33 protein-coding genes and 1 pseudogene are annotated in these 26,990 nt (G+C 33.3%); 20 read left to right on the top strand and 14 right to left on the bottom strand.

From position 1 onward, the window contains the following. Positions 1 to 24: 24 nt before the first annotated feature. A complete protein-coding gene (locus HT586_RS09300) occupies positions 25 to 192 on the bottom strand; it encodes a VraH family peptide resistance protein (RefSeq protein ID WP_188017514.1) in 168 nt (55 codons plus the stop codon). A 306-nt stretch (positions 193 to 498) separates the two neighbouring features. On the opposite strand from HT586_RS09300, the gene HT586_RS09295 reads away from it, so the two are divergent. The 4 genes from HT586_RS09295 to HT586_RS09280 all read left to right on the top strand — a co-directional run bounded on the left by HT586_RS09295 (position 499) and on the right by HT586_RS09280 (position 2,292). After that, positions 499 to 708: a hypothetical protein gene (locus tag HT586_RS09295; protein WP_188017515.1), complete on the top strand. Its 210-nt coding sequence runs from the start codon at positions 499 to 501 to the stop codon at positions 706 to 708. A gap of 66 nt (positions 709 to 774) precedes the next feature. Then, a complete protein-coding gene (locus HT586_RS09290; protein ID WP_188017516.1) occupies positions 775 to 978 on the top strand; it encodes a hypothetical protein in 204 nt (67 codons plus the stop codon). 170 nt (positions 979 to 1,148) lie between these two features. Next, positions 1,149 to 1,646, top strand: a complete 498-nt coding sequence (locus HT586_RS09285) for an RNA polymerase sigma factor (protein WP_188017517.1) — start codon at positions 1,149 to 1,151, stop codon at positions 1,644 to 1,646. After that, positions 1,636 to 2,292, top strand: a complete 657-nt coding sequence (locus tag HT586_RS09280) for an anti-sigma factor family protein (protein ID WP_188017518.1) — start codon at positions 1,636 to 1,638, stop codon at positions 2,290 to 2,292. Before HT586_RS09285 ends, HT586_RS09280 begins: the two co-directional genes overlap by 11 nt. 265 nt (positions 2,293 to 2,557) lie before the next feature. Here HT586_RS09280 and HT586_RS09275 read toward each other — a convergent pair whose 3' ends face one another. From HT586_RS09275 to HT586_RS09260, 4 genes are all read right to left on the bottom strand, one after another. After that, entirely contained in the window at positions 2,558 to 2,836 is a 279-nt protein-coding gene (locus HT586_RS09275) for a GrpB family protein (protein WP_269152473.1), read from the bottom strand. Positions 2,837 to 3,058: 222 nt separating this feature from the next. Beyond that, entirely contained in the window at positions 3,059 to 3,601 is a 543-nt protein-coding gene (locus tag HT586_RS09270) for a hypothetical protein (RefSeq protein WP_238999227.1), read from the bottom strand. A 5-nt stretch (positions 3,602 to 3,606) separates the two neighbouring features. After that, positions 3,607 to 4,188, bottom strand: coding sequence for a TetR/AcrR family transcriptional regulator (locus HT586_RS09265; protein ID WP_133354527.1), 582 nt, complete (start codon positions 4,186 to 4,188; stop codon positions 3,607 to 3,609). 62 nt (positions 4,189 to 4,250) lie between these two features. Next, positions 4,251 to 4,436 (bottom strand): GrpB family protein, encoded by a 186-nt coding sequence (locus HT586_RS09260; protein WP_203545670.1) that lies wholly within the window; start codon positions 4,434 to 4,436, stop codon positions 4,251 to 4,253. Between the two features lie 102 nt (positions 4,437 to 4,538). On the opposite strand from HT586_RS09260, the gene HT586_RS09255 reads away from it, so the two are divergent. The 4 genes and pseudogenes from HT586_RS09255 (at position 4,539) to HT586_RS09240 (ending at position 8,243) form a co-directional block, all read left to right on the top strand. Next, positions 4,539 to 5,429, top strand: coding sequence for a helix-turn-helix domain-containing protein (locus HT586_RS09255; RefSeq protein ID WP_238999224.1), 891 nt, complete (start codon positions 4,539 to 4,541; stop codon positions 5,427 to 5,429). 327 nt (positions 5,430 to 5,756) lie between these two features. Continuing rightward, a pseudogene (locus HT586_RS09250) lies at positions 5,757 to 5,891 on the top strand (excalibur calcium-binding domain-containing protein); the annotation flags it as partial. 611 nt (positions 5,892 to 6,502) lie between these two features. Then, positions 6,503 to 6,898: a MerR family transcriptional regulator gene (locus tag HT586_RS09245; protein WP_203545669.1), complete on the top strand. Its 396-nt coding sequence runs from the start codon at positions 6,503 to 6,505 to the stop codon at positions 6,896 to 6,898. 37 nt (positions 6,899 to 6,935) lie between these two features. Further along, positions 6,936 to 8,243 carry a hemolysin family protein gene (locus tag HT586_RS09240; protein WP_203545668.1) on the top strand — a complete coding sequence of 436 codons (1,308 nt, stop codon included), beginning with the start codon at positions 6,936 to 6,938 and terminating at the stop codon, positions 8,241 to 8,243. 175 nt (positions 8,244 to 8,418) lie between these two features. On the opposite strand, the gene HT586_RS09235 is transcribed toward HT586_RS09240, so the two are convergent. Continuing rightward, positions 8,419 to 8,631: a helix-turn-helix domain-containing protein gene (locus HT586_RS09235; RefSeq protein ID WP_203545667.1), complete on the bottom strand. Its 213-nt coding sequence runs from the start codon at positions 8,629 to 8,631 to the stop codon at positions 8,419 to 8,421. A gap of 9 nt (positions 8,632 to 8,640) precedes the next feature. Further along, positions 8,641 to 9,120 (bottom strand): hypothetical protein, encoded by a 480-nt coding sequence (locus HT586_RS09230; protein ID WP_203545666.1) that lies wholly within the window; start codon positions 9,118 to 9,120, stop codon positions 8,641 to 8,643. A 168-nt stretch (positions 9,121 to 9,288) separates the two neighbouring features. On the opposite strand from HT586_RS09230, the gene HT586_RS09225 reads away from it, so the two are divergent. Next, entirely contained in the window at positions 9,289 to 9,510 is a 222-nt protein-coding gene (locus HT586_RS09225; protein ID WP_203545665.1) for a hypothetical protein, read from the top strand. 67 nt (positions 9,511 to 9,577) lie between these two features. On the opposite strand, the gene HT586_RS09220 is transcribed toward HT586_RS09225, so the two are convergent. Then, entirely contained in the window at positions 9,578 to 10,102 is a 525-nt protein-coding gene (locus HT586_RS09220; protein ID WP_203545664.1) for a GNAT family N-acetyltransferase, read from the bottom strand. 119 nt (positions 10,103 to 10,221) lie between these two features. Between HT586_RS09220 and HT586_RS09215 the strand changes: the two genes are divergently transcribed. From HT586_RS09215 to HT586_RS09185, 7 genes are all read left to right on the top strand, one after another. Next, positions 10,222 to 10,872: an SDR family oxidoreductase gene (locus HT586_RS09215; protein WP_188017530.1), complete on the top strand. Its 651-nt coding sequence runs from the start codon at positions 10,222 to 10,224 to the stop codon at positions 10,870 to 10,872. Positions 10,873 to 11,722: 850 nt separating this feature from the next. After that, complete coding sequence (locus HT586_RS09210; protein WP_111744592.1) at positions 11,723 to 12,865, top strand: 5-methyltetrahydropteroyltriglutamate--homocysteine S-methyltransferase; 1,143 nt, start codon at positions 11,723 to 11,725, stop codon at positions 12,863 to 12,865. 101 nt (positions 12,866 to 12,966) lie between these two features. Beyond that, a complete protein-coding gene (locus HT586_RS09205; protein WP_188017532.1) occupies positions 12,967 to 13,632 on the top strand; it encodes a YjjG family noncanonical pyrimidine nucleotidase in 666 nt (221 codons plus the stop codon). An 87-nt stretch (positions 13,633 to 13,719) separates the two neighbouring features. Next, positions 13,720 to 14,043 (top strand): general stress protein, encoded by a 324-nt coding sequence (locus HT586_RS09200; RefSeq protein WP_203545663.1) that lies wholly within the window; start codon positions 13,720 to 13,722, stop codon positions 14,041 to 14,043. Then, positions 14,043 to 14,240: a DUF6440 family protein gene (locus HT586_RS09195; RefSeq protein WP_096076080.1), complete on the top strand. Its 198-nt coding sequence runs from the start codon at positions 14,043 to 14,045 to the stop codon at positions 14,238 to 14,240. The genes HT586_RS09200 and HT586_RS09195 overlap by 1 nt, the downstream gene beginning before the upstream one ends. 104 nt (positions 14,241 to 14,344) lie before the next feature. Further along, the gene (locus HT586_RS09190; protein WP_203545662.1) at positions 14,345 to 15,193 is read left to right on the top strand and encodes an N-acetylglucosaminidase; all 849 of its coding nucleotides are present in this window, start codon (positions 14,345 to 14,347) and stop codon (positions 15,191 to 15,193) included. 119 nt (positions 15,194 to 15,312) lie between these two features. After that, the gene (locus HT586_RS09185) at positions 15,313 to 16,947 is read left to right on the top strand and encodes a peptide ABC transporter substrate-binding protein (RefSeq protein ID WP_203545661.1); all 1,635 of its coding nucleotides are present in this window, start codon (positions 15,313 to 15,315) and stop codon (positions 16,945 to 16,947) included. 45 nt (positions 16,948 to 16,992) lie between these two features. Here the strand turns inward: HT586_RS09185 and HT586_RS09180 are convergent, their stop codons facing one another. The 5 genes from HT586_RS09180 to HT586_RS09160 form a co-directional block, all read right to left on the bottom strand. After that, positions 16,993 to 17,910 (bottom strand): DUF6612 family protein, encoded by a 918-nt coding sequence (locus HT586_RS09180; protein WP_203545660.1) that lies wholly within the window; start codon positions 17,908 to 17,910, stop codon positions 16,993 to 16,995. An 80-nt stretch (positions 17,911 to 17,990) separates the two neighbouring features. Beyond that, positions 17,991 to 18,677, bottom strand: coding sequence for an ABC transporter permease (locus tag HT586_RS09175; protein ID WP_269152335.1), 687 nt, complete (start codon positions 18,675 to 18,677; stop codon positions 17,991 to 17,993). Position 18,678: 1 nt separating this feature from the next. After that, positions 18,679 to 19,596 carry an osmoprotectant ABC transporter substrate-binding protein gene (locus tag HT586_RS09170; RefSeq protein ID WP_203545659.1) on the bottom strand — a complete coding sequence of 306 codons (918 nt, stop codon included), beginning with the start codon at positions 19,594 to 19,596 and terminating at the stop codon, positions 18,679 to 18,681. 1 nt (position 19,597) lies between these two features. Then, positions 19,598 to 20,242: an ABC transporter permease gene (locus tag HT586_RS09165; protein WP_111744599.1), complete on the bottom strand. Its 645-nt coding sequence runs from the start codon at positions 20,240 to 20,242 to the stop codon at positions 19,598 to 19,600. 2 nt (positions 20,243 to 20,244) lie between these two features. Next, positions 20,245 to 21,375, bottom strand: a complete 1,131-nt coding sequence (locus HT586_RS09160; RefSeq protein ID WP_203545658.1) for a betaine/proline/choline family ABC transporter ATP-binding protein — start codon at positions 21,373 to 21,375, stop codon at positions 20,245 to 20,247. A gap of 120 nt (positions 21,376 to 21,495) precedes the next feature. Between HT586_RS09160 and HT586_RS09155 the strand changes: the two genes are divergently transcribed. Together HT586_RS09155 and hutG are read left to right on the top strand one after the other, a co-directional pair. After that, a complete protein-coding gene (locus HT586_RS09155) occupies positions 21,496 to 22,953 on the top strand; it encodes an FAD/NAD(P)-binding protein (protein ID WP_203545657.1) in 1,458 nt (485 codons plus the stop codon). A 2-nt stretch (positions 22,954 to 22,955) separates the two neighbouring features. After that, positions 22,956 to 23,924 (top strand): formimidoylglutamase, encoded by a 969-nt coding sequence (gene hutG / locus HT586_RS09150; protein ID WP_203545656.1) that lies wholly within the window; start codon positions 22,956 to 22,958, stop codon positions 23,922 to 23,924. Here the strand turns inward: hutG and HT586_RS09145 are convergent. After that, on the bottom strand, positions 23,884 to 24,768 hold the full coding sequence (locus HT586_RS09145) for a LysR family transcriptional regulator (protein ID WP_096076086.1): 885 nt from the start codon (positions 24,766 to 24,768) through the stop codon (positions 23,884 to 23,886). The genes hutG and HT586_RS09145 overlap by 41 nt on opposite strands. 305 nt (positions 24,769 to 25,073) lie before the next feature. Here HT586_RS09145 and HT586_RS12425 point away from each other — a divergent pair, with 305 nt between their 5' ends. Next, the gene (locus HT586_RS12425; protein WP_238999222.1) at positions 25,074 to 25,292 is read left to right on the top strand and encodes a hypothetical protein; all 219 of its coding nucleotides are present in this window, start codon (positions 25,074 to 25,076) and stop codon (positions 25,290 to 25,292) included. A 20-nt stretch (positions 25,293 to 25,312) separates the two neighbouring features. Further along, the gene (gene hutU, locus HT586_RS09135) at positions 25,313 to 26,962 is read left to right on the top strand and encodes a urocanate hydratase (RefSeq protein WP_188017542.1); all 1,650 of its coding nucleotides are present in this window, start codon (positions 25,313 to 25,315) and stop codon (positions 26,960 to 26,962) included. Positions 26,963 to 26,990 lie beyond the last annotated feature (28 nt).

Here is a 26,990-nt window from a genome sequence, read left to right as displayed (position 1 = left end):
TATGCATTTTCTATTTTTTCAAATTTATTCTTCATCATAGAAGAAGTAATAATAAATAATTAATCCTACTGGTAAAGCAAATATCGGTGTTACGATTACACCAGCAATACAAGCTGATAAAAATATATATAATAAATCTTCCATCGTCCATTTCTTTTCTAATAGGCGGTTTATAAATTCTTTTATCGTCATTAATAATCCTCCGTTATTAAATTTATATCATTATAAATCATATACATATTTTAGCATATATGTTTATAAATATATAAATATAAACATATATAAATATATAAAGGAATGATTATTGATTATGAATTTACTAGCTTTGCTTTATGTACTTTTACTTTTCATATTTCTTATTGCTATTTCGAAGAGACCATTTAAAAATGAAAATATAAAAAAAGGGTTGATTGGTGGTATTGTTGTCTTAATATTTGTGACTGTTGTTAACTCCTTTACGTAAATGATTATATGAAATAAGGGATAGGAGATGAATAAATGAATAGCGATGATCACTATGTTTCGAAACTTATTAAAATAATATTATTCATTGGATTGATGAATATTATTTTGTTATCTACTAATTTTGAATATAAATTTGTTTTTATGTGGATGAGCGTTGTATTTATATTAATTTATTTATTATTTAATGCACTATATCCTTGGTATGTTTCCGGGAAAAAAGTTTATAGGAATAAAGAGGAATAATTAAAAATTTTTTTGATGCTTTTATTAAAATGATATTATCAACTTGTAAAGGAGTGTTTATTAAATATGAAAACAAATAAAGATGTTGTTTACGCTGCTTTAGGAGGATGTTTCGGTGTATTGCTCGTTCAATTTTTTATGATCTATTTAACTACAGGTAATGTATGGGAATGGTCAGAGGTATCTCATAATGTTATTCCATTTTTGGTGTTTTTCTTAATAATTTTAATTGTTATTAAAGAATATAATGTTAGGAAAATTAATCGATAGAATAAAAAATTACATAATCAAGGAAATATATCTTTTACCAAAATAGCTAATAAATACTTAAACAACGCATAAAAAGTTTGTCTAGAACTTTTTATGCGTTTTGTTTTTTAAAATATATTTTTGTAACGAAAGTATTAGAAATATGAATAATATATAGAAGGAGGGTCGGGATGAATGATAATCAGATTTATATAGAATATCGTGATTTTATTTATAAGTTCTTGTTAAAGTATTTGAATAATGCAGATCTTGCTGAAGAAATAACACAGGAAACGTTTTATCAGGCGATTAAGTCGTTAGATAAATTTGATCCTGATAAGAATACCAAATTCTCATCGTGGTTATGTCAAATAGCGTTAAATCTGGCGAAACAAGCCCTACATAAGAATACTAAACAACGAAATTTAGTGGATAGATTATCGAATAATATTAACAGTACTTCAATGAACGTCGAAAAGGATTATCTATTAAAAGAACAATTAGGCGAATTGTATTATTTGATTGATCAATTAAAACCACTTGAAAAAGAAATCGTGTTACTAAGAATTGAGAAAGAACTCACATTCAATGAAATAGCGGTTGTCTTTGGTAAAACTGAAAATTGGGCTAGGGTTACTTATTTTAGAGCAAAACAAAAATTAATCGAGGTGTATCATAATGAATCATAGTTTATTTAAAGACTTGTTACCTAACTATATCGATGGTCTGACAAGTGATGAAACAAATGAATTGATGTATGACCATATGAATAAATGTGAAGCTTGCAGAGCGTTATATGAGCGTTTACAGGAAGACCAATTGAGTGAAGAAACTGATTATCAACATCAGGAAGCACGAGAATTTGATGCATTGAAGAAAGTTAAGAAGTCAAATAAAAAGAAAGTTATTTTGTCTATATTAGGAGCTTTATTATTTTCTACAGTTTTATTTGGCATTTATATTTATTTATATGCCACACAATGGGTTACTGACGCAAATAACGTGAATGTACAAAAAGAATTTAAAGCTGACACAGCAAACTTGCATATTACAGCAAAGAATAAACATCATTTTGTGTTACCAAGTCAAGAAATTTATATTAAATCAAAAAATAAAAGAATTTATCTTGTATATGAAGGACGAAAGGGCTTGAATGATCCTGCTTCATTACATAAAGGTATTGATATTCCTATAACTTTTCTAAATAAAAATACGATAATTAATTCCGATAATGAAAAAGAAAAAATAGACGAGAAAGATGTTATTGTTTTAAGATTTAAAGATAAAGAGGTTAAATATAAAATTATGGATTTGTATAAGGAAGTCGGGAAATAGTTATAAATATAAGAGTATGATTAATTTTAAATTCTTCTTCTCCATGATATATTATGTGATGAAGTACAATTTGTGATAATTTAGGAGGAAGCCCTTTTGGAATGGTATTTTTGGATCATCATTATGCTGCCTATTTTATTCTTAGTCCTATTCCCAGTCACAAATAAAAAGAAAGATAAGTAACGTAAGGCAGTCATAGCAATATGGCTGCCTTATTTTTTAAAAATTGTTAGTTTCTTAGAAAAAAAGTGATTTTTTTATATTATTATTTTTCATACCATTCAATCGCATGTTCCTCTAATTCTTTTACGAGATCATTTTTCCCTTCTATATATGCTTCTATGTCAGTGGCATTTTGTTTAACTAACGCTAGTTTCTTATCTGCATATCGATTCGCTTGTTCAGGATGTGCGATTAAATAATCCCGAAATGCAATATGTCTTGTAATATTAAAATCATACAATTCATAGATGTGCAGATGATGTGTTCTATTATCGCCACCTTTTTGAAAATATCGTCGATTAGGGATGCCGTTTTCTCCTATGGAAGTAGTATTATTGAACTTCAGTCAACAAAGGCGATAAGTGAATTAGACAAGTGTATAGATGTAACTGAATAAATAATGAATCAAGTAAGCAGAACTTTATATATGGGGGTGTAAAATATAAAGCTTTCAAAGTGTTAAAATAATGTTTTATGTAAATTTAAAAACCGGATCAAATACTTTAATAATTTGATCCGGTTATTTACTATGTTTCAATAATTATCAAGTATCTAATTTCGCTTTCTTCGGCCAAATAAAGTAGCTGATTGTGATGATAAAATCGATGATGAGGACAATCTTCCATATACGTATTACGCCCAGTAAATTATTCAGAGAAGACGGATTGTTTGCAACAAGCTGCATCAGGTAGATAAGCCCATATGCGATAAGAAATGCAATGATGTGTTTTAAAAAACTCTTTAAGTATTGCTTTGCATATTGGTTTCCGTATATTTTTTGGCGAGGTGTTTCTTTTAAGTATAATACTTTAAATTTTTCATCTGCCCAATTGATAAAGTCTTTACCAAATACAATTGAAATAGCAATGTATACAGCAGCGATACCATGTGCAATTTCTGCTGTTCCACCTTGGTATAGATTGAATGTTGTAGCGATAATTAAAAACAGGTCAACTAGTATTGTACATGATAATAATAACATACTGAATTTTTCTTTATGAAATATATATCTTGTTACTAATCCAAGAACTATGAACACCCAAAATAGAATTTCAGCTGCAATGATTAATGTTATGATGATACTCACTTTACTCACTCCATCCATGATTGAATTTCTTCCGTTATGATTTGTTCTACTAAAGTGTTTGATAATTGTTTCGGCTGATAAAGTTTATGTAACGCTAATCCATCAATTAAAGCATGCAGTTTTGTGATGGATTTTTCTTTGTCGATTGAAGGCTTTATTTTATTATTTTGATGCAAGAGTTCAAATGATTTTTGTACTAATACGTAGATTTCATCACTCATCATGTTTTCATCAATTGTGCTATTTTCTTCTTGTACCGCTAACCACACAATCATATCCGCAGTTCTTTTCTTATCGAGTGGCATTGTTAGTAATATTGCATCGACAATTCTTTTTTCAAGAGGTATGTTTCGGTCCATAAATATTGATTTGATATTTGATTCAATTGATTCAGTAAGCATATTTAGTATTTCTGAAAGTAATGCAGACTGATTTGGAAAGTAATACCTGATTTGTCCTGGTGTCATTTTCGCTGCACTGGCTATACTTCTAACAGATGTGCCTTGTTTACCGAGTTCCTGTATATTATGATAGGCAATTTCTAATATTAGTTGCTTTTTAGCTTCATGATTTACTATTTTCGGCATCGTCAATCTCCTTTTTAACACACATGTACTAAATAATATAATCTTATTTTAATACATGTGTGTTAAAAAAGAAAATAATATGATATGGAGTTCAGTTGAATTATGTTTTTAAGAGTAGGTATTGAAGTACTTCCAATGTGATGGATATTAATCACTTCATCGTTCAGAATTTGAGCTAATGCGATTCTTTCATTTTGGAACATATTTGACCATTCAGAATTATACGGGACAACCTCTAGTTTGCGCATTGGAGACCTCCAACTTAAAATTGATTTTAATATTATAATACAGCAACATTTATCAAAAACAAATCGCAGGTAACAGTTACAATATTTATGAGGTGATACATATTGAGTCAGGATAATATCAATCAGATTATTGAACTTGTTGAGGAAAACTTACTAGAAAATTATACGTTAGAAGATTATGTAAAGCGCACAGGTTATTCAAAGTTCCATTTGATGAGGATGTTCAAGAGAGCGACAGGCTATACATTTTATGACTATATTTTAAGTAGGCGTATTGCTTATGCTTCACAATATTTATTGTATACCGATATTAGCATTATCGATCTGGCATTTGTACTGAACTTTCAATCACAAGAAGCATTCTCGCGAAGATTTAAATCAGTGTACGGCTTACCACCAGGTAAATATCGAAAATTGATGAGTGGATTAACAAATGATAACAAGGAGGACGAAGTGATGACTTCAGAAAATATTAAGGGATGGATTATGACTGGGACGGCGCCTCATCTTTACGAGACAAAATTGGATGCAAAAGTATTTCATAGTGGTCAAAAATCAGCTTTATTATATTCAATAAATGATAATGCAACATTTAATGAGAATACTTTTGGGACATTAATGCAAAGTATCTCTGCAAAATCTTTTATTAATAAGCGTGTGAAATTCTCAGCATTTATTAAGACAGAAGCGGTTGATAAATGTGGCGTCTGGGCTAGAATTGATGATGCAAAATACGATATACTGCAGTTTGATAATATGATGGATAGAGCAATTATCGGTACAAATGAATGGAATTATTATTCTGTCATACTGGACGTTAGTGAAAGTGCAGCATCAATGCATTTTGGTGTAATGCTATTAGGTAAAGGCAAAGTATGGATCGATCAGTTTAAGGTAGAAGAAGTAGATTTATCTATACCTAATACAGACACATTAACTAAGCCACAAGATTTGCCTTCATTACCAATAAATCTGGATTTTGAGGAGAGTTAATATGATTAGAAGCTTTGAATTAAAATTAATCAATTTTTGTATTGGTTTAATATATTTAATTCTACTTTCAAAGTTTATATATTGGTTAGGTCACTATATATTTGATTATGACTTGAAACTTTTTGAAGTGATAAATTTGCCCTATGCTAATACATTTATTACGGTAAGTTTAGTTGGACTTGTTATTTTTCTCGAGATTTATGGAGAAACAATTGAAAGTAAAAAATAAATATAAATGATTCTCATAAAGTAAAATAAGCTACAAAGGCTGGATACCCAACTTCTAAATATAAAAAAGGTGCACCTTTAAAGTTCGGTAAATGTAAAGATTTGAATAAATATTATCCATATGGTGTGACATACAATCATAAATCATACCGTCCAGGGTTAGATCGTGATAAAGACAAAATGGCATGCGAAGCAAAAGATATGGTATTTAAAGCTTGGATGGCAAAAAACTAATATTAAGTCCTGCAAATGCAGGGCTTATTTATTTTTAATAAATTTTAGATAAGTAGTAACAATAATAAAGAGCATTAAGAATAATCCGATTTTAATCCAGTAATTAAAATAGATGCTCAGAATGGTTACGCATATAACACTATAGATTATATGGATGAAAATATAGTTATAGTAATCTTTTGATAATAAAGTTTGTTTTTTCTTTTCGTCAGAGAACAGACGTGCTGAAAGCAGATTACTCATAAACAAAAGGACCATAATATCGGATCCGTTTTCTTTTATGAAAAAACCAAGGAATAAGTTTAAGGATAATATTAAAAAGAGATAAAATGGATTCATTATTACCACCTCATAGTGTTGTTATATTTTCATTGTGATGATAAAAAATAGATTTGTAAAGTTTATATACAATCAATATATTCAAGGTTAGAGTAGAATTTGATGGCAATAAGATAGGCTTATACTAGTACATTAATTATTGCATCCTACAAAGGGTATTATTTATTTATGTCGAAAATGTTCACAATTTTAACTATATTTTGCACATAAATATACATATTTATTGTGGTCCGAATAAAAAGTCTATAATATATAAACTATCACGTGATGGTTTGGATGGAGGAGAGCTAATTGGGAAGGACGTATTAAAAATAGGCGAACTTGCTAAATTAGCAGGTGTAACCAATAGAACAGTAGATTATTACACCAATCTTGGATTATTAGAATTTAATAGAAGTGAATCGAACTATAGATATTATTCAAGGGACATGGTGGATAGGATTAAAGAAATTGAACGGCTTAAGCAAGAAGGTATGCATTTAAATGAAATTAAAAATAAATTTACATCACATGAAGTCATAGACATTCAAGATTTAAGATTAAAGATGAATCAATTAGAACATGATATTAAGCATATTGCACAATCAGAAGATATTACTGAAGCAAGATCTTTAGCCAAGAAAGATTTAGCTTTGATTAAAGCATTACTATTATTTATACAAAATTAATGGAGGTGAATATTCTGTCATTTGACAGAATATATTATTGGAAACAACTATAAATTTAATTATATTTACGATACTAATCATTTTAACCGCATTTTTCGTCGCAACAGAATTCGCAATCATCAAGGTAAGACATTCAAGATTAAATCAGCTTGTTAATGAAGGCAAGCCAGGCGCTTTATCTGCTAGTAAAGTAGTAAATCATTTAGATGAATATTTAAGTGCTTGTCAATTAGGGATTACAATTACAGCATTAGGTATAGGTATGGTTGGGGAAAAGACTTTTGAATTTATCCTTCATCCTATGTTTGAGATGATTGGTATACCAACTGATTTAATTCATATTTTTACTTTAGTTGCTGCATTCATTATCGCTACTTTTTTACATGTAGTTGTGGGTGAGTTAGCTCCGAAAACAATTGCGATACAGAAAGCAGAAGCAGTGACATTAGCGTTTAGTAAACCGATAATGTTCTTTTATAGAATACTTTATCCGTTTATTTGGTTATTAAATGGTTCAGCAAGATTATTATTGAAAGTAATCGGTATTAAACCAGTAGGAGAACATGAATTAACACATACGGAAGAAGAATTACGTATGTTACTTGCAGATAGTTATCAATCTGGTGAAATCAATATCAATGAGCTTAAAGTAATTAATAACGCATTTGAGTTTGATGATAAAGTTGCTCGAGAAGTAATGACACCAAGAAATGAAATTATTGCGATTGATATAAATGATAATATTATTGACGTCATAGAAATGATACAGCACGAACGTTATACAAGATATCCAGTATATGAAATTGATAAGGACAATATTGTAGGTTATGTTCATATAAAAGATTTTATTGATTTAACATTACAAGATATTAAGATTATACAAGAGAAGCAATTAACTGATTATATCCATCCAGTTATGAGAGAAATTGAAACAGTAGCTTTAACTAAACTTCTGCATAAGATGAAAGCAAATCGAGTACACTTAGCAATTCTAATGGATGAATATGGTGGTACAAGTGGATTGGTTACTATAGAAGATATCATCGAAGAGCTTGTCGGAGAAATCCGTGACGAATTTGATGCTGATGAGAAAGAAAAGATAATTAGAATGGATGATAATCATTATAAGATGCATTCTAGTGTATTGATTAGTGATGCAGAAAAACTTTTAGGTGTTCAATTTGATGTAGATAATGTCGACACTATCGGTGGCTGGATGTTATCATTTATCAGTGAAAATAAAGATGAGATTTATCATGATAACTATCTATTTAAAATTATTAAAAGAGATGGTAATCATATAGAGGAAATTGAAGTTTTTAAATCAGATGAACCAATAGAATAGTAGTAAATTAACGGTACTTATTTTTAAGTACTGTTTTTTTAGAAATATTTACCCCAATTACAAATAAATCATATCAACCCAAGTTTGATCGTTATAAAGATAGAATGGGTTGTGAAGCGTCAGGTATTAAGTATCAAAGCTGGATGGCAAATAACTAGAAAGAAGGTATCTGAAATTATTCAGATACCTTCTTTTCATTAATGATAATATCACCAGGCTGACATTCAAGATAATCACATATTGCTTCTAAAGTACTGAAACGCACTGCTTTTGCTTTTCCGGTCTTTAAGATTGAAAGATTTGCAATGGTAATATCAACTGCATTTGATAACTCTGTTAAAGAAACATTACGTTCTTTTAAAACTTCATCTAACTTTATTTTGATCATCGTGTACACCTATATCGTTAAGTCATGTTCTTCTTTAATTTTACTTGATGCTTCATAGATAAATAATGAGGTAATAATGACGATACCTAAGATAAATAATAACAGATTTGTTTCTACCGTAGTATCTAATAATATTAAATATTCTACCGGTGCGTTCAGGTATTTCTTAACCAAATTAAATGCACCAAATGATATTGTTAATGTCGCAATAAGGAATAACTTATCATGATTGATCGTATTAAAATAATCTGCAACGTCAACTTTTTTCATAAGCTGGTATGTATTTATTAATATTGTTAATAACATTATACATTGAATAATATAGACCAAAAAGTAGTATAAACCACGATTTGTAAAGGTCCATAGATCAGTACTAATGGGGCTTGATAAGATATCTGTAATTGTCAGAAATGTTGTTAGAAGTGTGATAATAATTGTGAATAGAACGAAATACTTTGTAAATTTTAATGATGCAATGCTTTTATTCATATCAATCTCTCCTTTATCGTTTTACAATAAAAATATAACATTAAATTTATCGAATAACAATAAAAATTATCGTTTTTCGATAAATGATATTTACATTTTATGTTTTAATCTCTTTTTATGGTATAATATATTTGAGAGATATATCTTATTTGTAATGGAGAATGTGTTATGACTGAGAAGAATAATAACTGGCCACGGAAACATCATGGTGAACACAATTCTGCAGGTCGCACATGCAATACGAATTTTGATACACCAGGCTTAAAAGGTAGAGAAGATGATACTTATGCAAAAGCTGCCTTTGGTGGAGCGGACTTTAATAACGATATATTCGGCAGAATCGCAAATATATTCATCAATAGAGATGAAGTTAGAAATTCGAAAAAATAGAAAAAGAAGAATCACCGTTCGATTATGTGGGATTCCTCTATTTTTATGTCTAAATTAAAAGTGAAAATTAAATATCTATCCAGAAACGTTCAACATCAATATCATCATATTCATCATGAACAACGGATTCAAATTTCCCGCCGTTCGCGAGTATCGTATTCCTGCTACCAATATTATCGACATCACATGTAATTAACGCACGCTCAACTTCTTTTTCAGCTAAGAACTTTAGACTTTCTTTAAGCATCCATTTTGCGATACCTTTTCTTCTTTCATCTGGTCGGACAGAATAACCGACATGCCCACCAATTTGTAATAAATATTCATTGAGGTAGTGTCGGATATTTACCATGCCGACTATTTTATTATCTTCATTTATACATAAGAATTGTGTTGCAGGTACCATGCCATGAGGAATACGTTCGAGGTTATCACTGTTTTGTACTTTATTAAACCACTCGTCGAAATCGTTAAACTTGTGGAGTGACGACGAACCGTGAATCACTTCTTTTGTTGCATTAAATTCTTGCTGATATTTTAAGATATCTTCTTTATATTGTAGTGTAGGTCGAACGAGTTTGAGTTTAGACAAGATGATAATCTCCTTTTATTATTTATGATACAGAAGATAATTAGAAATATAAACAGATAAATTGAATTTTGTATTGTGTGCTGTACAATGGGGGTACAAATTCGAAAGGGTGATTTTTAGTGAACACATTAATTATCGGAGCAAATGGACAGGTAGGTAAACAACTTGTTGAGAAGTTAGCGAGAAATAGTGATGTAACACCTATCGCGGTCATTCGTAAAGAGGAACAAAAGCCATATTTTGATGGTTTAAATGTCGAAACGAGAATATTAGATTTAGAAGATGATCTTCCGGTATATGAAAGAGTATTTAAAGATGTCGACAGCGTAATATTTACAGCAGGTTCTGGTGGAAGTACAGGTGCTGATAAAACAATGCTGATAGATCTTGATGCCGCTGTTAAAACGATAGATACAGCTAAGAAAGTTGGCGTCAAACGATTTGTAATGGTAAGCTCGTTTGATACAACACGTAAAGCAATTCAAGAAGCTGATTCTGATTTCAGACCCTATGTTGTTGCAAAGCATTATGCAGATAACGTATTAAGAGATGCTGGTTTAGATTATACAATTGTACATCCGGGTATCTTATCCGACGATGTTGAAACTGGTAATGTTAAAGTTGCGGAAACAGTAGAAGTGGCTAAGATTACAAGAGCAGACGTTGCCGAAGTCTTGAAGACGGTTATTGAGAATGACAATACAATCGGTAAAGAGTTTCAAGTGGTTAATGGTGATACAGCGATTGCGGATGCGATTGCTAGATTATAAGGTGATAGCAATTCTGTGGTAAATATAGTAAATTATTGCCCACTTCGTTTTGGAGGTGGGCATTAATTGTATAAAAAAGTAAATAGGTGCCCACTTCGTTTTGGAGGTGGGCATTAATTGTATAAAAAAGTAAATAGGTGCCCACTTCGTTTTGGAGGTGGGCACTAATTGTATAAAAAAGTAAATCGCTGCCCACTTCATTTTAGAGGTGCCCACTTCATTTTGGAGGTGGGCACTAATTGTATAAAAAAGTAAACAGGTGCCCACTTCATTTTGGAGGTGGGCACTAATTGTATAAAAAAGTAAACAACTCCATACAATCTCGCGCATCAAAAGTAAGAATCTAACAAAATTTGCGCGGACCAAACCGAACGCGCGCAGTAAAAGTAATAAACTACCATCCAGTCAATCAATAACACAAAACCAACTAAAAAATAAGAATTTTCAGAATTGTTGTTGACAAATAAAACTATCGTTCTTATAATGTGTATTAATTCAATATTTACAAAACGTACAGAGGAAAGTAAACTTACGAATTTCTACAGCGAGCTTCAGGTGGTGAGATGGAGTGTTTGAACTAAGTTGAAAATGGCCTCTTTAGTTGCATGCTGAACGTATTCTAGTAGGTTATGTCCGAGGATTGGCGCTCGTTATCAACGTCAGAGTATTATTTGTACTCATTGAGGTATCGTCAGTGATGGCGATATGAATAAAGGTGGTACCGTGGGAAACCCCTCACCCTTTACTAAAGTGTAAAGGAGTGTGGGGTTTTTTATTATGGCTGATAGTGATATGTACGACATACAAGTATATATAAACAAAAAATTAAACTTACCGGAGGATGATCAATATGACAAATACAATCAAACAACCAAAATTCGATTACGTAGGGAGTTTCTTAAGACCTGAAGCATTAAAAGTGGCGCGTGAAAAATTTAAAAATAACGAAATTACGCAAGATGAACTGACAAAAGTTGAAAATGAAGAAATCATAAAGTTAATTCAAAAAATAGATGAGTTAGGTTATGAAACAGTGACGGATGGTGAGTTTAGACGTAGCTACTGGCATCTGGATTTCTTCTTTGGATTCAATGGCATCGAACAACAGATTCTAGATCATGGTTATCAGTTTAACAATATAGAAACACGTAGTGATTCAGTAAAGTTCATTGATAAAATTAACGGTAAAGATCATCCGTTCGTTGAGCATTTTAAATTTGTAAGAGATAACGCACCCAGTCATTTAACGGTAAAGCAAACGATTCCTGCACCTGCGCAATTACTCGTTGAATTAACAAGACCTGGTGTAAAAGAGACAGTAGATGCTGTCTATCCAGACAAAAAAGAGCTATATGATGATATCGTTTCAACATATAAACAGGTAATCGATGACTTACATAAAGAAGGATTAAAAGTTCTACAGCTGGATGACTGTTCCTGGGGCATTCATATTTCAAAAGAAATCCGTGACAAAATTCATGGACAAGGTGGTGGTACGGATAAATCTAGCGAAGCGTTGATTCAGGAAATTTTAGAGATTAATAACCGCGTCATAGCCAATGGTCCCGATGATTTAATCATAAATACACACGTCTGTCGTGGTAATTATAAATCTGATTATGCATCAAGTGGACCATATACAGCAGTAGCTGAAGAACTATTTGGTAAAGAAAATGTCGATGGCTATTATTTAGAGTACGATACAGAACGAGCAGGTGGATTTGAGCCGTTAAATAAAGTAAGTGGAGAAAAGAAAGTGGTATTAGGTCTTATTACTTCGAAATTTCCAGAGCTTGAAGATAAAGAAGTAATTAAAGAAAGAATTAAGGAAGCAACGAAATATATCCCTCTTAAACGTTTAAGTTTAAGCCCTCAATGTGGTTTCGCTTCTACAGAGGAAGGTAATCTTCTTACAGAAGAAGATCAATGGAAGAAACTGCAGCTGATAAAAGAGATTAGTGAAGAGGTATTTGCTGATTCTTTGGTTAAATAGACATACACCATAACCTAAGCCTATGCTTAGGTTATTATTATGGCGATAGATATTATTGACAACTATAATATAATAGAAGAAAAAACAAAGAAGGTTTAGCAATGTACAAATATATTCTATTTGATATAGATAATACGTTACTTGATTTCAGCAAAGGTGAAAGAGAAGCGATTCGTGCTGTGTTTCAATCTGAAGGCATTGAAGATAGTGAGGAAAACTTTAAACGTTATTCAGAGATTAACAAATCGATGTGGGGGTTACTTGAAGAGGGTAAGCTTGTAAAGCAGGAGGTACTGACGAAACGTTTTGAAGTGTTCTTTAGTGAGAAAGGGATTAAAGTAAATCCTCAGGAGAAAGAGGATATTTTTAGAATCGGTATCAATGAAAATCATCAGCTTGTACCACATGCAGTTGAAATTCTTGAGTACGTAAAGTCGAGAGGTTATGCGATTTGTTCAGCAACAAACGGTGTGTTACATACTCAGATGCGTCGCATGACGGATGCAAATATTATTTCATACTTCGACCATCAATTTATCTCTGAAGCAGTAGGATACGAGAAACCACAAAAAGCGTTTTTCGATGTGATTATAGCATCATTAAATATTACAGATTTATCAGAAGTGCTTATGATAGGTGATACTGAAACTTCAGATATTAATGGTGCCATCAATGCTAGTATTGATGCCTGTTATTTCGGTCCGAATAAAGATAGTAAGGCAAAATATAGTATCCAGAATTTATTAGAGCTTAAAAATATTATTTAAATCATCTTAGGTGTGCTTACAAATTTTGTTTCATAATAAGTTGTTATGGGAATAGTAAGTTAACACAATGCTTGGGAGGAGATTAATGTGAAATTTGTAGATGCTTTCACGAGTGAACAACCTTTACATGGCAAGATTGAACAGTTAAGAGAAGAAGGCATTGATACGCGTGATTTATTTATCGTTTCTAAAAGTAAGATAGACGGGCTGGCATTAATTGATCAGGATGTTAACTATATTAGTGCTGATGGTAATATGCCGGACAAGATTAAAGCATTTTTTACAGGTAAGGATGTTTCCAGTCATCACTATGAAACAGAAAATTTATCTAATATCTCAAAGATTGATTACAAAAGAGCACTCGATGCAGGACAGATGTTACTATTTATTAAATCACTGGGGGAAAAATAATGTCTCGTGAGGATAAACGATTTTCAAATGTTAAAGATGGTTCAGATAAAGGTTCAAAAATGATGAGTACTTATATCATTACGGATGAACAAACAGGTGTGCAGTATTTGTACGCTGCAATGGGTTATGGTGCCGGTTTAACACCGATATTGGATAGTGAAGGTAAACCTGTACTTGCGCCTGGCTATCCAAAATAGATAGTGGATGAGACTTAAGTCTCGTCTTTTTTTATATGTGTTTAATTTCACAAAAAGAGTTATAGTATAATAAATAATTAAATAGAATACATTAGGAGTGCGCGATGGCGAAAATTACTAAACGACAGGAAAAAAGAAATAAAATGATATTGTTATTGATACTTTGCAGCATTGCATTTATCATTTATTTAATGATAGGTTATTCGATTAAACAATATGAAAAAAAGATGATGAATTATAAAGTTGAAATGCCACATTCATATCAATTTGCATTGAATCAACAGATGAAAAGTGCAGCTCAGTTCTCTAATGGCGTCGTGTGGAAAAATGCGACGAAAAAACAGATTGATTATTATTTAAATCCTAAAAAATACTATCACCATCCTGAACAGCGTTACCAGTTCTTAAATCTAGGCATGAGTCAGAAAGTGTCTGCTGCTAAATTAAATACCTTACTTAAAGGGAAAGGAACTTTAGATGGCCTGGGTACAACATTTGCTAAAGCGAGTCGTATTGAAGATATCAATGAAATATATCTGGTTAATCATGCGTTACTTGAAACGGGTAAAGGTAAAAGTGAGCTAGCTCGTGGTGTTAAAGTCGATGATAAAGGACGCGTTGGTAAAGGGGATAAAAAATATTATAATTTCTTCGGTATTGGCGCGTATGATCATGATCCGGTAAATGAAGCGGCAAAATTTGCTTTTAAAGAAGGATGGGATACACCTGAGAAAGCTGTGATGGGTGGTACTAAATTCATTAAGGATGAATTTATATCTAAAGAGCATCAAAATACTTTATACGGCATGCGTTTCAATCCATTACATCCTGGTGAACACCAGTATGCAACAGATGTACGCTGGGCACATCATAACGCACGTGGTATCGCAAAGGACTATCAAAGATTAAAATTAGAAGGCAAATATTTTACACGTTATTATTACAAACAGTAAGCTTAAGCTTTCTGTTTTTTTATGCATAAAAATTTATTTTAATAAAAGATTGAATTATCAGAATTTTTAATATAAAATAAGTTTAAAGTTAGTACTTCATTCATTTAGGGGGAGAAAGCATGAGGAAGAATTATTTATGGTTAATTGCATTTGTATTAGTATTATCAAGTGTTCTCGCTGCATGTAGTGGGGGCAGCGGCGAGAAAGATAGTAAGGGGAAACAAGTATTAAATTTAGTATTATCATCTGATATTCCATCGATGAACTCAGCACTGGCTACTGATCTGGTAAGTTTCGAGATGTATGAGAACGTTATGGAAGGATTATATCGTTTAGATAAAGATACTAAGCCAGTTCCAGCATTAGCTGAAGGAGATCCAAAAGAAACTGATGGTGGTAAGACATGGACAATTAAATTACGTAAAGATGCAAAATGGTCGAATGGAGATCCTGTTACAGCGAACGACTTCGTCTACGCATGGAGAAACGTTGTAGATCCTAAGACTGCTTCAGAATATGCTTTTATTATGTATGATATTGAGAATGCTCAGGAAATTAATAAAGGTGAGAAGAAGCCTGAAGAACTTGGTGTTAAAGCAATCGATGATAACACACTTGAGATTAAACTGAAAAATAATCAGCCATATTTCAAAGGATTACTAGCATTCGGAACTTATAAGCCTAAAAATGAAAAGTTTGCTAAAAAATTAGGGGATAAATATGGTATCGATGCAAAATCAACGTTATACAACGGTCCATTTAAAATAGCAGAGTGGAAAACAGAAGAAAGCGTAAAACTCGTTAAGAACGATAAATACTGGGATAAAGATAAAGTGAAGTTAGATGAAATCAACTATAAAGTGATTAAAGATGCGCAAACTGGATTAAACTTATATGAAACAGGTAAAGTGGATTCAGTTGGTGTATCTGCTGAAAACGTAGAGAAATATAAATCAAATAAAGACTTTAAAACTGAATTATCTGCTGCACAATCATTCTTCAGAATTTCATATAAAGGTGATCGTAAGAAAGAATTATCGAATAAAGATTTACGTTTAGCATTAGCGAAATCTATTGATAAAGATAAGTACGTGAAGAACAATTTAAATAACGGTTCTGTAGCGTCTAATCAATTAACGCCAAAAGATGTCTATAAAGGACCAGACGGCAGTGACTTCTCTGAAATTGCTGGTGGAGAAAACTTAAAATTTGATAGAGAAAGTGCTAAAGAAAACTGGAAGAAAGCAAAAGCTGCTTTAGGAGTCGATAAATTAGAATTAGAATTATTAACTGTAGATATCGATACAGCGAAGAGAGATGCTGAATATTTTAAAGAACAATTAGAATCAAACCTGGATGGATTAACTATCAAGATTAAACAACAACCATTTAAACAAAAGTTAGACTTAGAGAGAAAAGGCCAGTATGATATTTCTTACGGTAACTGGTTCCCGGATTACGCAGATCCAATGACATTCCTGGATTTATTCTTATCAACTGAAACAAATACTGGATATAATAATCCAGCTTACGATAAGTTAATTGAAGATGCAAAAGGTCCGTTACTGAAAGATCCTGAAGCGCGCTGGAAAGCATTAGGTGAAGCAAGTACGATGTTACTGGATGACGCAGCTCTAATTCCAGTAATTCAACGTGGATCAGCATATATGGATAAACCCTATGTAAAAGGCGTTGTCGTAAACAGCTCTGAAATTAACAGCTATAAAGAAGCTTACATTGAAGGCAAGAAATAAGTAAAACTACCTTGAGGGAAAACCTCAAGGTAGTTTTTTTGTGTATTATTTTGCTTCAGTTGATGTTTCAGTAGAAGAACTGTTCATTTTGTCCTGCATTTCTTTTTGAACCTCTTCTAGTGGTTTTGCTGACTTTGCAGCAGTTGGCACTGTAATTGCTGGAACTTTATCATAGTTATCATAATTTGCTTTCGTTTCAGTTGCAATTTTCTTATCTTTAATCGTCATATCAACTTTTGTTTCAGTCGTCTTCATCATATAATCTTTATCAAAGTTAATGACTGCTTCACCTTTCACGTCTTCAACTTGCTTTTCAATCGATGAAATTAATTTCTGAGAACCCGTTTGTTCAGCAATCTTTTTATATTCAGCTAAATTTTTAAACTTCTTAGTTAAGCTGTAACCATCTGCAGTTTCTTTAAATTCAGCATCCTTATATCCATCTAATGAATTTAAAGCAGTCGCATAATCTAATTGTTCTAGCTGCTTTTGAACACGTGCGCCCATTGCTTTCGTAACATCCATAAATGTTTTACTATCAGGTGACATTACAACCTTTTTATCAAAGATATACATATCCATCTTTTGACCCATAGACTCAGTTGTGATTTGAGTTGTCCCTTTATCATCAACATTCATGTCCATGTTTACAGTTGTATCTTTACCGTCTGCTGTCATTGTCGTATCTAATACAGCATGGTAACTTTTCGTATCTTTACCTGCATCTTTTGCTTTTTCAATTAAGTCTACAGCATCTTTGTTTTCTTTAGTAGTTTCTGTTGTGTCAGAGGTAGTTTCTTTACTTTCAGTTGTTTTAGCTTCTTCAGTTGCTTGATTATCAGTATTAGATTTTGTTTCTTCAGTCTTAGGTTTATCTTCAGTTTTATCTGCAGAATCATTGCCACACGCTGCAAAAATTAAAGTCGTGCTAAGTAATGCTGATAATAAATGTTTTGATTTCATAGAAAAATCCTCCTTAAGTCATTAAATAAATCATAGCACAAAACTTTAATTTATTAAAATAAGACTTAAGAAGGATATTATTATCTGTCTTGTGGTGCTTGTTTCAACTCTTTATTACGTTTAATCGGATCGAGACGTCGCTCTATAAATCCTAAAATGATATCAGCTAATACAGCCATAATAGCAGTAGGTAATGCACCAGCTAGTATGATTGAAGTACCATTTGTTGCATTCGTACCACGGATGATGATATCACCAAGACTCGGTGCACCGATAAATGAACCGATTGCTGTTACACCGATTGCGATAACGAGTGCGATACGAATACCTGCAATAATAACAGATAGACTTAATGGCAGTTCGACCATTGTCAGTAACTGACGTTTTGTCATACCCATCCCTTTACCTGCATCAATTAAATGTGTATCAACAGATTTAATACCTGTGTACGTATTCTTGATGATAGGAAGTAGTGAGTATAGGAATACAGTTGTAATGACAGTCGTCTTACCTAACCCTAACGCTAACATCAACAAGGCGAGTAGGGCGATTGCTGGAACGGTCTGTATAATGTTTGCGATAGCAATAACGGGAGCTACTAAACGTTTATGACGAGCAATCCATATACCGATCGGAACACCAACAAGTGCGCCAAGTAATACACCATAAATACTTATTAAGAAATGATCGATAAACAATTGAAATACATAACCAGCATTATCCTGGAAGTAATGGATGAGTTGTTCGAATGCATTCATTTTTTCCATCTTATTTACCTCCTTCAAAGTAGTTATGCTTTTTCAGATACGCTTCAGCGACAAGAGCAGGTTCTTTTAAGTTGTTATCTACTTCGTAGTTTAGCTTCTGCATTTCTTCTGTTGAGATTTTATTTTTCATTGATTCTAATATTGATTTGATTTCAGGATGTTTCCTTAATAATGCATTACTAGCTACAGGATTAGCGTCGTAAGGTGGGAAGAAATGAAGATCATCTTCTAAGATTTGAAGATCATAACTTTGAATTCGGCCGTCAGTTGTATAACCCAATACAACGTCCATCTTGTTTGCATTAACTGCTTCGTATACGAGACCGATTTGCATCGGCTTAGTATCCTGAAAGTCAAAGCCATATTTCTTTTTAAATCCTTCGTAACCGTCACCTTTACGTTTCATCCATGAAGAATCGACACCAGCTTTAAGCTTAGAAGCCACATTCTTTAAATCACTGACTTTTTTAAGATGATACTTTTTAGCTGTTTCTTTCGTTACCATAAATGCGTACGTATTTTCAAAACCATATGAATCAAAGTAGTGCTGATCAAAGTCTTTCTCAAAAGCTTCTGTTACGACTTCTCTTGCTTTCGTGGGATCAGTGATAGGGTCTTTACCTAAAGCACCAGTTAAATCTGTACCTGTATATCGTCCTGCTGATACGTTCGCATCTCCACGAACCATCGCTTGATGTACAACAGTACCAGAGCCTAGATTATTGATGATTTCTACAGGAAGATCTGTATCTTTTTCTACAAGTTTCTTTATCATATGTGCTAATATTTGATTTTCCGTTGTATAAACTGAAGCAATTTTAACTTTGTCTGTATCATTTTTATTAGAACAAGCTGTGAGTGCAATAATAAGTACCATTGCACTTAAAATCAATCCGATATTTTTAAACTTTAATTTCATATTATAAATCCCCCTTTGATACTTTTAAGCCTTTTGGGGTCGTGTAGTTTTCAATTACTGCAAGAATTAAATCTGTTACTAGCGCTAACAACGTTACCAGGACAGCTCCGGCAATAATTAATTTTGGCTGGAATAAGTTCAACCCATTAAAGATAAAGTCTCCAAGTCCACCTGCACCGATATATGATGCGAGTGTTGCCCAACTGATCGCGTAGACTGCTGATAACCTGATACCACTCATAATGACTGGTACTGCAAGCGGTAATTCTACCATTCTGAGAATTTGGTTAGATGTCATTCCCATCGCACGTCCAGCTTCTTTCGCATCTTTCTTTACAGATTGAATACCTAAATATGTGTTATTTAAGATAGGTAGTAATACATATAGGAACAACGCGATTACTGCGGGTAATGTTCCGATACCGAAGAATGGAATCATCATTGCAAGTATCGCAAGTGATGGTACTGTCTGTAATACACTTGTGATAGAGAGTACAACTTTCGCTAATTTATCAGACTTCGTAAGTAAGATGCCAAGTGGTACGGCAACGATTATTGCTGCGAGTAGGCTCAGTAATGATATTGAGATATGTTCGATCGTCTTTGTAAAGAGTTCGGCTTGATTTTCCTTTAAAAATTCAATCATGTTTATGCCTCCTCTTCCTCGTCACCCCAGATTGTGTCATAAACGATATCTACTAGGTTGGCACGTGTAATGACACCTAATAATTTATCTTGTTTATCCAGTACAGGGATGACGCGTATGTTTCTTTTCAGTATCGTTCGAACAGTATCCTGAAGGTAAACCCCGGTACGTACGAAATATACATTGTGGTTCATAATGCGCGATAAACTTAAATGTTTTTTATGTGCTTCTGATAAGTCTTCAATATCAACATAACCGACAAGCACATTTTGTTCATCTACAATAAACAGTGTATCTACACGTTTTGTTCTCATAAGATTAATCGCTTCACCTATTGATTTTTCTGGTGTGATTGATATTGGCTTATTCATTGCTTGATCAACGGTTTTAATATTTGGTGTTGTTTGGATTAATCTATTTTCTCCGATGAAATCTTTTACGAAATCATTTGCCGGATTGCGTAATATATTATTTGGCGTATCAATCTGAATGACTTCACCATGGCTCATTATAACGATTCTATCCGCAAGTTTAATCGCTTCGTCCATATCATGCGTTACCATAATAAATGTCTTATTAAATTTGACTTGCAGTTCTTTTACTAAATCCTGAAGGGTATCTCGGGTAATAGGGTCTAATGCGCCAAAAGGTTCATCCATTAAAATGATTTCCTGATCTGCAGCGAGTGCGCGGATTACACCGATACGTTGTTGTTGTCCACCTGACAGTTGTGATGGATACATATCGAGATAAGATACGGGGAGGTCTACAAGTTGAATCAGTTCTTCTGCTTTTTTATTTTTGTCTTCTTCTGACCATTTGAGAAGTTTTGGAACAAGGGTAATATTTTCACGGATAGTCATATGAGGGAGTAAACCAATTTGCTGAATAACATAACCGATATTTCTGCGTAATTGTACCGGGTTCATATCTTTAATGTTCTTTCCGTTCAATACAATTGAACCACTTGTCGGTTCAATCATGCGGTTAATCATACGCATTGCGGTTGTTTTACCAGAACCAGAAGTCCCGATAAAAGCGATAAATTCACCTTTCTCGATCGTCATGTTTAGTTTGTTGACTGCTTTCTTTCCGCCTCGATACACTTTCGAGACATTGTTGATTTCTAACATAATGTCACCTCTAATTGTTGTTTTTTTCAAGATAAATATATTTGATTATGATTAAATCCCGCTCATTAAGTTTGTATACCCTATTTTTTGATAATATATATATAAAAGGAGGAACTTTTTATGAAAATTGCTATAGTTGGTACAGGCGTGGCAGGTGTAAATGTTCTGAAATACTTATCAAAAAGTAAACTGGATGACTTTAAAGTGATTTGTTTCGATGATCAGAAGTATTTAGGAAGCGGCCGTGCATTTCAATATGACGATCCGGAGTTACTCATGAATTATCCAGGTAATTTAATTAGCATGAAACCGAACAAACCGGATGATTTTGTGAAGTGGATTGCCAAAAATGAAGATGTGATTCAGTTAGAGGTACATAAAGAAGATAATGAAAATGTATCTCAGAACCAATATTATTCAAGACAGTTATTCGGTAAATATATGACAGATCATTTCGAGAAATTTGCTAAGAAGAAGCATGTCAAGATTGTCAGTAATCATGTAAGAAATATTGAGCAGATTGATAACGGTTATCTCGTATCAACACAGGATGAAACATATGAAGTCGATGCTGTGTTCTTATCACCAGGTCAGTTCGGACCGATGGATCCGTATCAATTGATGGATACACCGAATTATTTCAAATGGCCGTATCCGTTAAATCGCATAGAGATTGAACCGGAAAAAGATTACGCTGTAATCGGTTCAGGATTATCTGCTGTTGATATAGTTCGATATTTCACTCCGGAATTAAAAACGAAGCTTTATCTGATGAGTAGAGATGGTAAAGTACAATCTGTACGCGGTGAAATGGCAGATATAAAATTTAAATATATAACCTTATCTAAATTAGAAAAGATAAAATCAAAGCATAATGGATTTCTGCCTTTAACAGAATTAAAAGCTTTATTTGACAAAGAAGTTGAACATCTTGGGATTAACTCAGATAAATTATTTAATGTAAGTCGCGTAAATCCTTTGCGTGCGATGACATTTGATTTAGCAAATCCAAAAGAAGTCGGGTATTTACAATCATTCGTCTTAGAATTAACAAGAACAGCGCCTTTAATCTGGCCGTTTATGACAAAGTCGGACAAACAATATTATAAGGATCATTACGCTGATGTGATTACTGCATATTCTAATCCGATGCCTGAAGCAACCGCAGAAGCGATGATTGAGGGCATCAACAACAATAGGATTGAAATATTAAGTGATATGACTTCAGTTGAATATAAATATAATAAATACAGGATTTATACGAAGAAAGAAGAAATTCGTGTACATTATGTGATTAATGCAACAGGACCAGCGAAAAATTATAAAGATGCGATTGAACCTAATCCTTTAATTGAAAATCTTGTCGATCAAAACTTGCTGATTACGCATCCTGATGGTGGTTTTTATGTGACACCAGTCAATAATGAAGTGATAAGTGCCAAAGGTAAGTTAGAACATTTCTACTTACTGGGTCAAAAATCAGGCGGTGTCAATATTTATAACAACGGTATCATTGAACTTGCTGAAGAAGCGAAACGTGTTGTTCAAGGCTTTGTTCAGCAATCAAAGGGGGAATAATAATGTACACAAAGGGCGATGAAAATTTATGGACCGGCAGAATTGATGATACTGAAAATAGCGCGCATTTTAGAAATTTTCAGGTTGTGGATGTCGTTAATCTTGAAGAAATAGATGATAATCGTGAAAATGAACAAATAGAAGATCATACATCTCAATATGATGTCGGTATACTTGGATATGCGGTTGACCGTGGCGTGTACTTAAATCAAGGTCGCATTGGAGCAAAGCAGGGGCCGGATGCAATAAGAGGGAAATTTGGCAATTTGGCTTTGATGAACGATATAACTATTGGTGACTTCGGTAATATATCAACAGATGAAAACGATGTTGAAAATGTACAAAATGAATATGCCGATATGATAGAGAAAACGCATCCTCTTGCGAAGTTTCATATGTTATTAGGTGGCGGTCATGATATTTCGTATGCACATTACAAAGGATTGAGACAGCTCTATCCGCATCAATCCATTGGTGTGATTAATATTGATGCGCACTTCGATTTACGTGATGCAAACCAGGCTACAAGTGGCACAGGGTTTAAGCAAATTATTGATGAAGATCCTGATGCAGGCTATCTCGTTCTTGGTATACAACAAGCAGGAAACACACAGCATCTGTTTAATATTGCTAAAGAGCGCGGAGTGGAATATGTGCTCGCCGAACATATTGATCAGGACAGTACAAACGAAAGCATCGCATCATTTATTGATAAATATGATGTCATTATGCTTACGTTATGTCTCGATGTGATTGATAGCGCCTATGCACCAGGCGTCAGTGCACCTTGTAGCTTTGGATTAAGTCCTAAGCAAGTTTTACGTTTAATATTAGAAGTATTAAAGCATGATAAAACACAACATATAAGTATCGCAGAAATGAATCCGGAATATGATATTGACGGACGTACAGCAAAAATGGTCGGCCACATTATGTTTCGTATGCTGCATCGAAATTCCAATATTGAATAAACCTATCAATTAAAGAAAGTACTCTGGATGAGTGCTTTCTTTTTTTGTGATAGTTGATGTAAATCGTACGATTAATTGTAGGCGCTATTTTATGTGTAGTAAGTTGATTAGTATTAAACGATTGATAATATATTTTAGGGACAACTGCATATCCTAAACCGTCATGAACAAAATTTGAAGCTGTTTCAAAGCGATCGACTTCCATTACAATATTTGGTCGTATTGCATGACGATTAAAATAATCGTTTAAATGTTGTCTGACCTGAAATGATTCATTCGGTAATATTAACGGCAGGTGGTCTAATGTGACTACTTTACTGGCCTGATTTTTTATATTTCCTAAAATAATATATTCCTCAGTGTATAGTGGCATGGATTCGATCGCCTCGTCATTTATCAACTCATTTGTAATTGCAATATCCACATCATAGTTCATCAGTGCGATTAAAGAATCTTTGACTGAAAGGATTTCTTTTATTTGATAACGCTGAGATTCAAATTGATTTGCGTGATTTTTGACGACTTGTGACACCCAACGATTTGTTGATTCTAATATAGCGATCTTTATTTTAGGGAAATCACTCTCGTTCAAATCATACATCTTCTCAACAGTATGGTGATAAGCTTTGACAATTTCTTTGGAATATTGATAAAACAATATCCCTTTTTCGGTAATTTTTATTTCTTTTGTCGAACGTGTAAGGAGCGCATATCCTAATTCATGCTCTAATTTTTTGATGGCGGTAGTTAGTGATGGCTGAGCAATATGAAGATATTCAGCTGCACGAGTGAAACTATTGTGCTCTACAACAGCGATAAAATATTCAAAATGCAGGATTTTCATATAATCTCCTTTTATTAATAGATTGAAACTATTAATTATTAGTTTATTGATATTAGATATCTATATGATAACAAATTATAATGAAAATGTAGATAGAATATTCAGAAAATGAGGGGATGTAGATGTGGCGGTTTTATATTTATAGCATCATAGGAATTTTTTTTCTGGAGTGCATTGGTTATCACTTTTATAGTGACTGCAATCACTGTACATATTCCGCCGATAAGATTTGAATCGAACAAGACATATAATGATATTCCTTATAAAGATAAAGATGAGATTAGTAAAGGGATGCCTTTATTGAAATGTTATTACCGGCAGCAATATCACAGGATGCAGATTTGATAACGAGATTTACAACAGGTGTTATGAGTATTTCGGCAATAATTTTCTTCTCAAGTGTAGTACCAGTTATCGTTTCTACTGATATTAAGATTCCAATTTGGAAACTGGTAGTTATCTGGTTTGAAAGAGTAGTTTTAACTTTATTAATCACAATTCCATTCGCATTATTTATTTTTTAATATAACAGGAGGATTTAAAAATGAGAAATATTAGAGCAAAGAAAGGTTTAGAGATTGAATGTAAAGGATGGGAGCAGGAAGCTGTTCTTCGTATGTTATATAATAATTTAGATCCAGAAGTAGCAGAACATCCAGAGAATTTAGTTGTATACGGTGGTATCGGTAAAGCGGCACGTAACTGGGAAAGTTTTGACGCAATCGTTGAAAGCTTACGCAACTTAGAAAAGGATGAAACATTACTTGTGCAGTCTGGTAAACCTGTCGCAGTGTTTAAAACACACGATCAGGCACCACGTGTCCTGTTATCAAACTCAGTATTAGTACCTAAATGGGCAAATTGGGAACATTTCAATGAATTGGATAAGAAAGGTTTAATGATGTACGGTCAGATGACTGCAGGTAGCTGGATTTACATTGGTTCTCAAGGGATTGTTCAAGGAACTTATGAAACGTTTGGTGAACTTGCAAACCAGCATTTTAATGGTGATTTAAAAGGTACGATCACATTAACAGCAGGTCTTGGTGGTATGGGTGGTGCGCAACCTTTATCAGTAACGATGAACGGTGGTGTTGTTATCGGTATCGATGTGGATGAATCACGTATCGATAAGCGTATCGAAACACGTTACTGTGATGTTAAGACACATGACATAGATGAAGCTATTCGTTTAGCGAATGAAGCGAAAGAAAAAGGGGAAGCGTTATCTATCGGTTTAGTAGGAAACGCTGTTGATGTATATAAAGCATTACTCGAAAAAGATTTCAAAGTTGATATTGTAACTGACCAAACGTCAGCACATGATCCATTAAATGGTTACGTGCCTGTTGAATATTCACTGGAAGAAACAATTGAGTTACGTAAGACAAATCCTGAAGAAATTGTGCGTTTAGCGAAGAAATCGATGGCGAAACACGTGGAATACATGCTTGAATACAAAAATCGTGGTGCGGTAACATTCGATTATGGAAACAATATTCGACAAGTTGCTTTTGATGAAGGAGTTAAAGATGCATTCAGCTTCCCTGGATTCGTTCCTGCTTATATTCGCCCGCTATTCTGTGAAGGTAAAGGACCTTTCCGTTTCGCAGCATTAAGTGGTGATCCTAAAGATATTGAGCGTGCAGATGAAGAGATGCGAAAATTATTCCCGGATAATAAGAAATTGATGCGCTGGTTAGATTTAGCTAGTGAGAAGATTGCGTTCCAGGGATTACCTTCTCGTATCGCTTGGCTTGGCTATGGTGAACGCGCTAAAATGGGCTTAGCATTAAATAAACTTGTTGAGACAGGTGAAATTTCTGCACCAATCGTAATCGGTCGTGACCATTTAGATGCAGGTAGTGTTGCAAGTCCAAACCGTGAAACTGAAAGCATGCAGGATGGTAGTGATGCAGTTGGTGACTGGGCAGTATTGAACGCATTAATTAACACTGCAGCAGGTGGATCATGGATTTCATTCCATCATGGTGGGGGTGTTGGTATGGGTTATTCATTACATGCAGGAATGGTTGTCGTTGCAGATGGTACGAAGAATGCTGAAGAAAGATTACAACGTGTGTTAACAACTGATCCAGGTATGGGTGTAGTGAGACACGTTGATGCAGGATACGATATTGCGATTGAAGTTGCTAAAGAAAAAGGTATCAACGTACCGATGTTAGAAAAATAAAATAGTACAATACAGATATTAAGATATC

Source organism: Macrococcoides bohemicum (assembly GCF_016865215.1).
Taxonomy (GTDB): domain Bacteria; phylum Bacillota; class Bacilli; order Staphylococcales; family Staphylococcaceae; genus Macrococcoides; species Macrococcoides bohemicum.
Note: the sequence above shows the minus strand (reverse complement) of the source record. Positions and strands in the feature narration are given on the sequence as shown.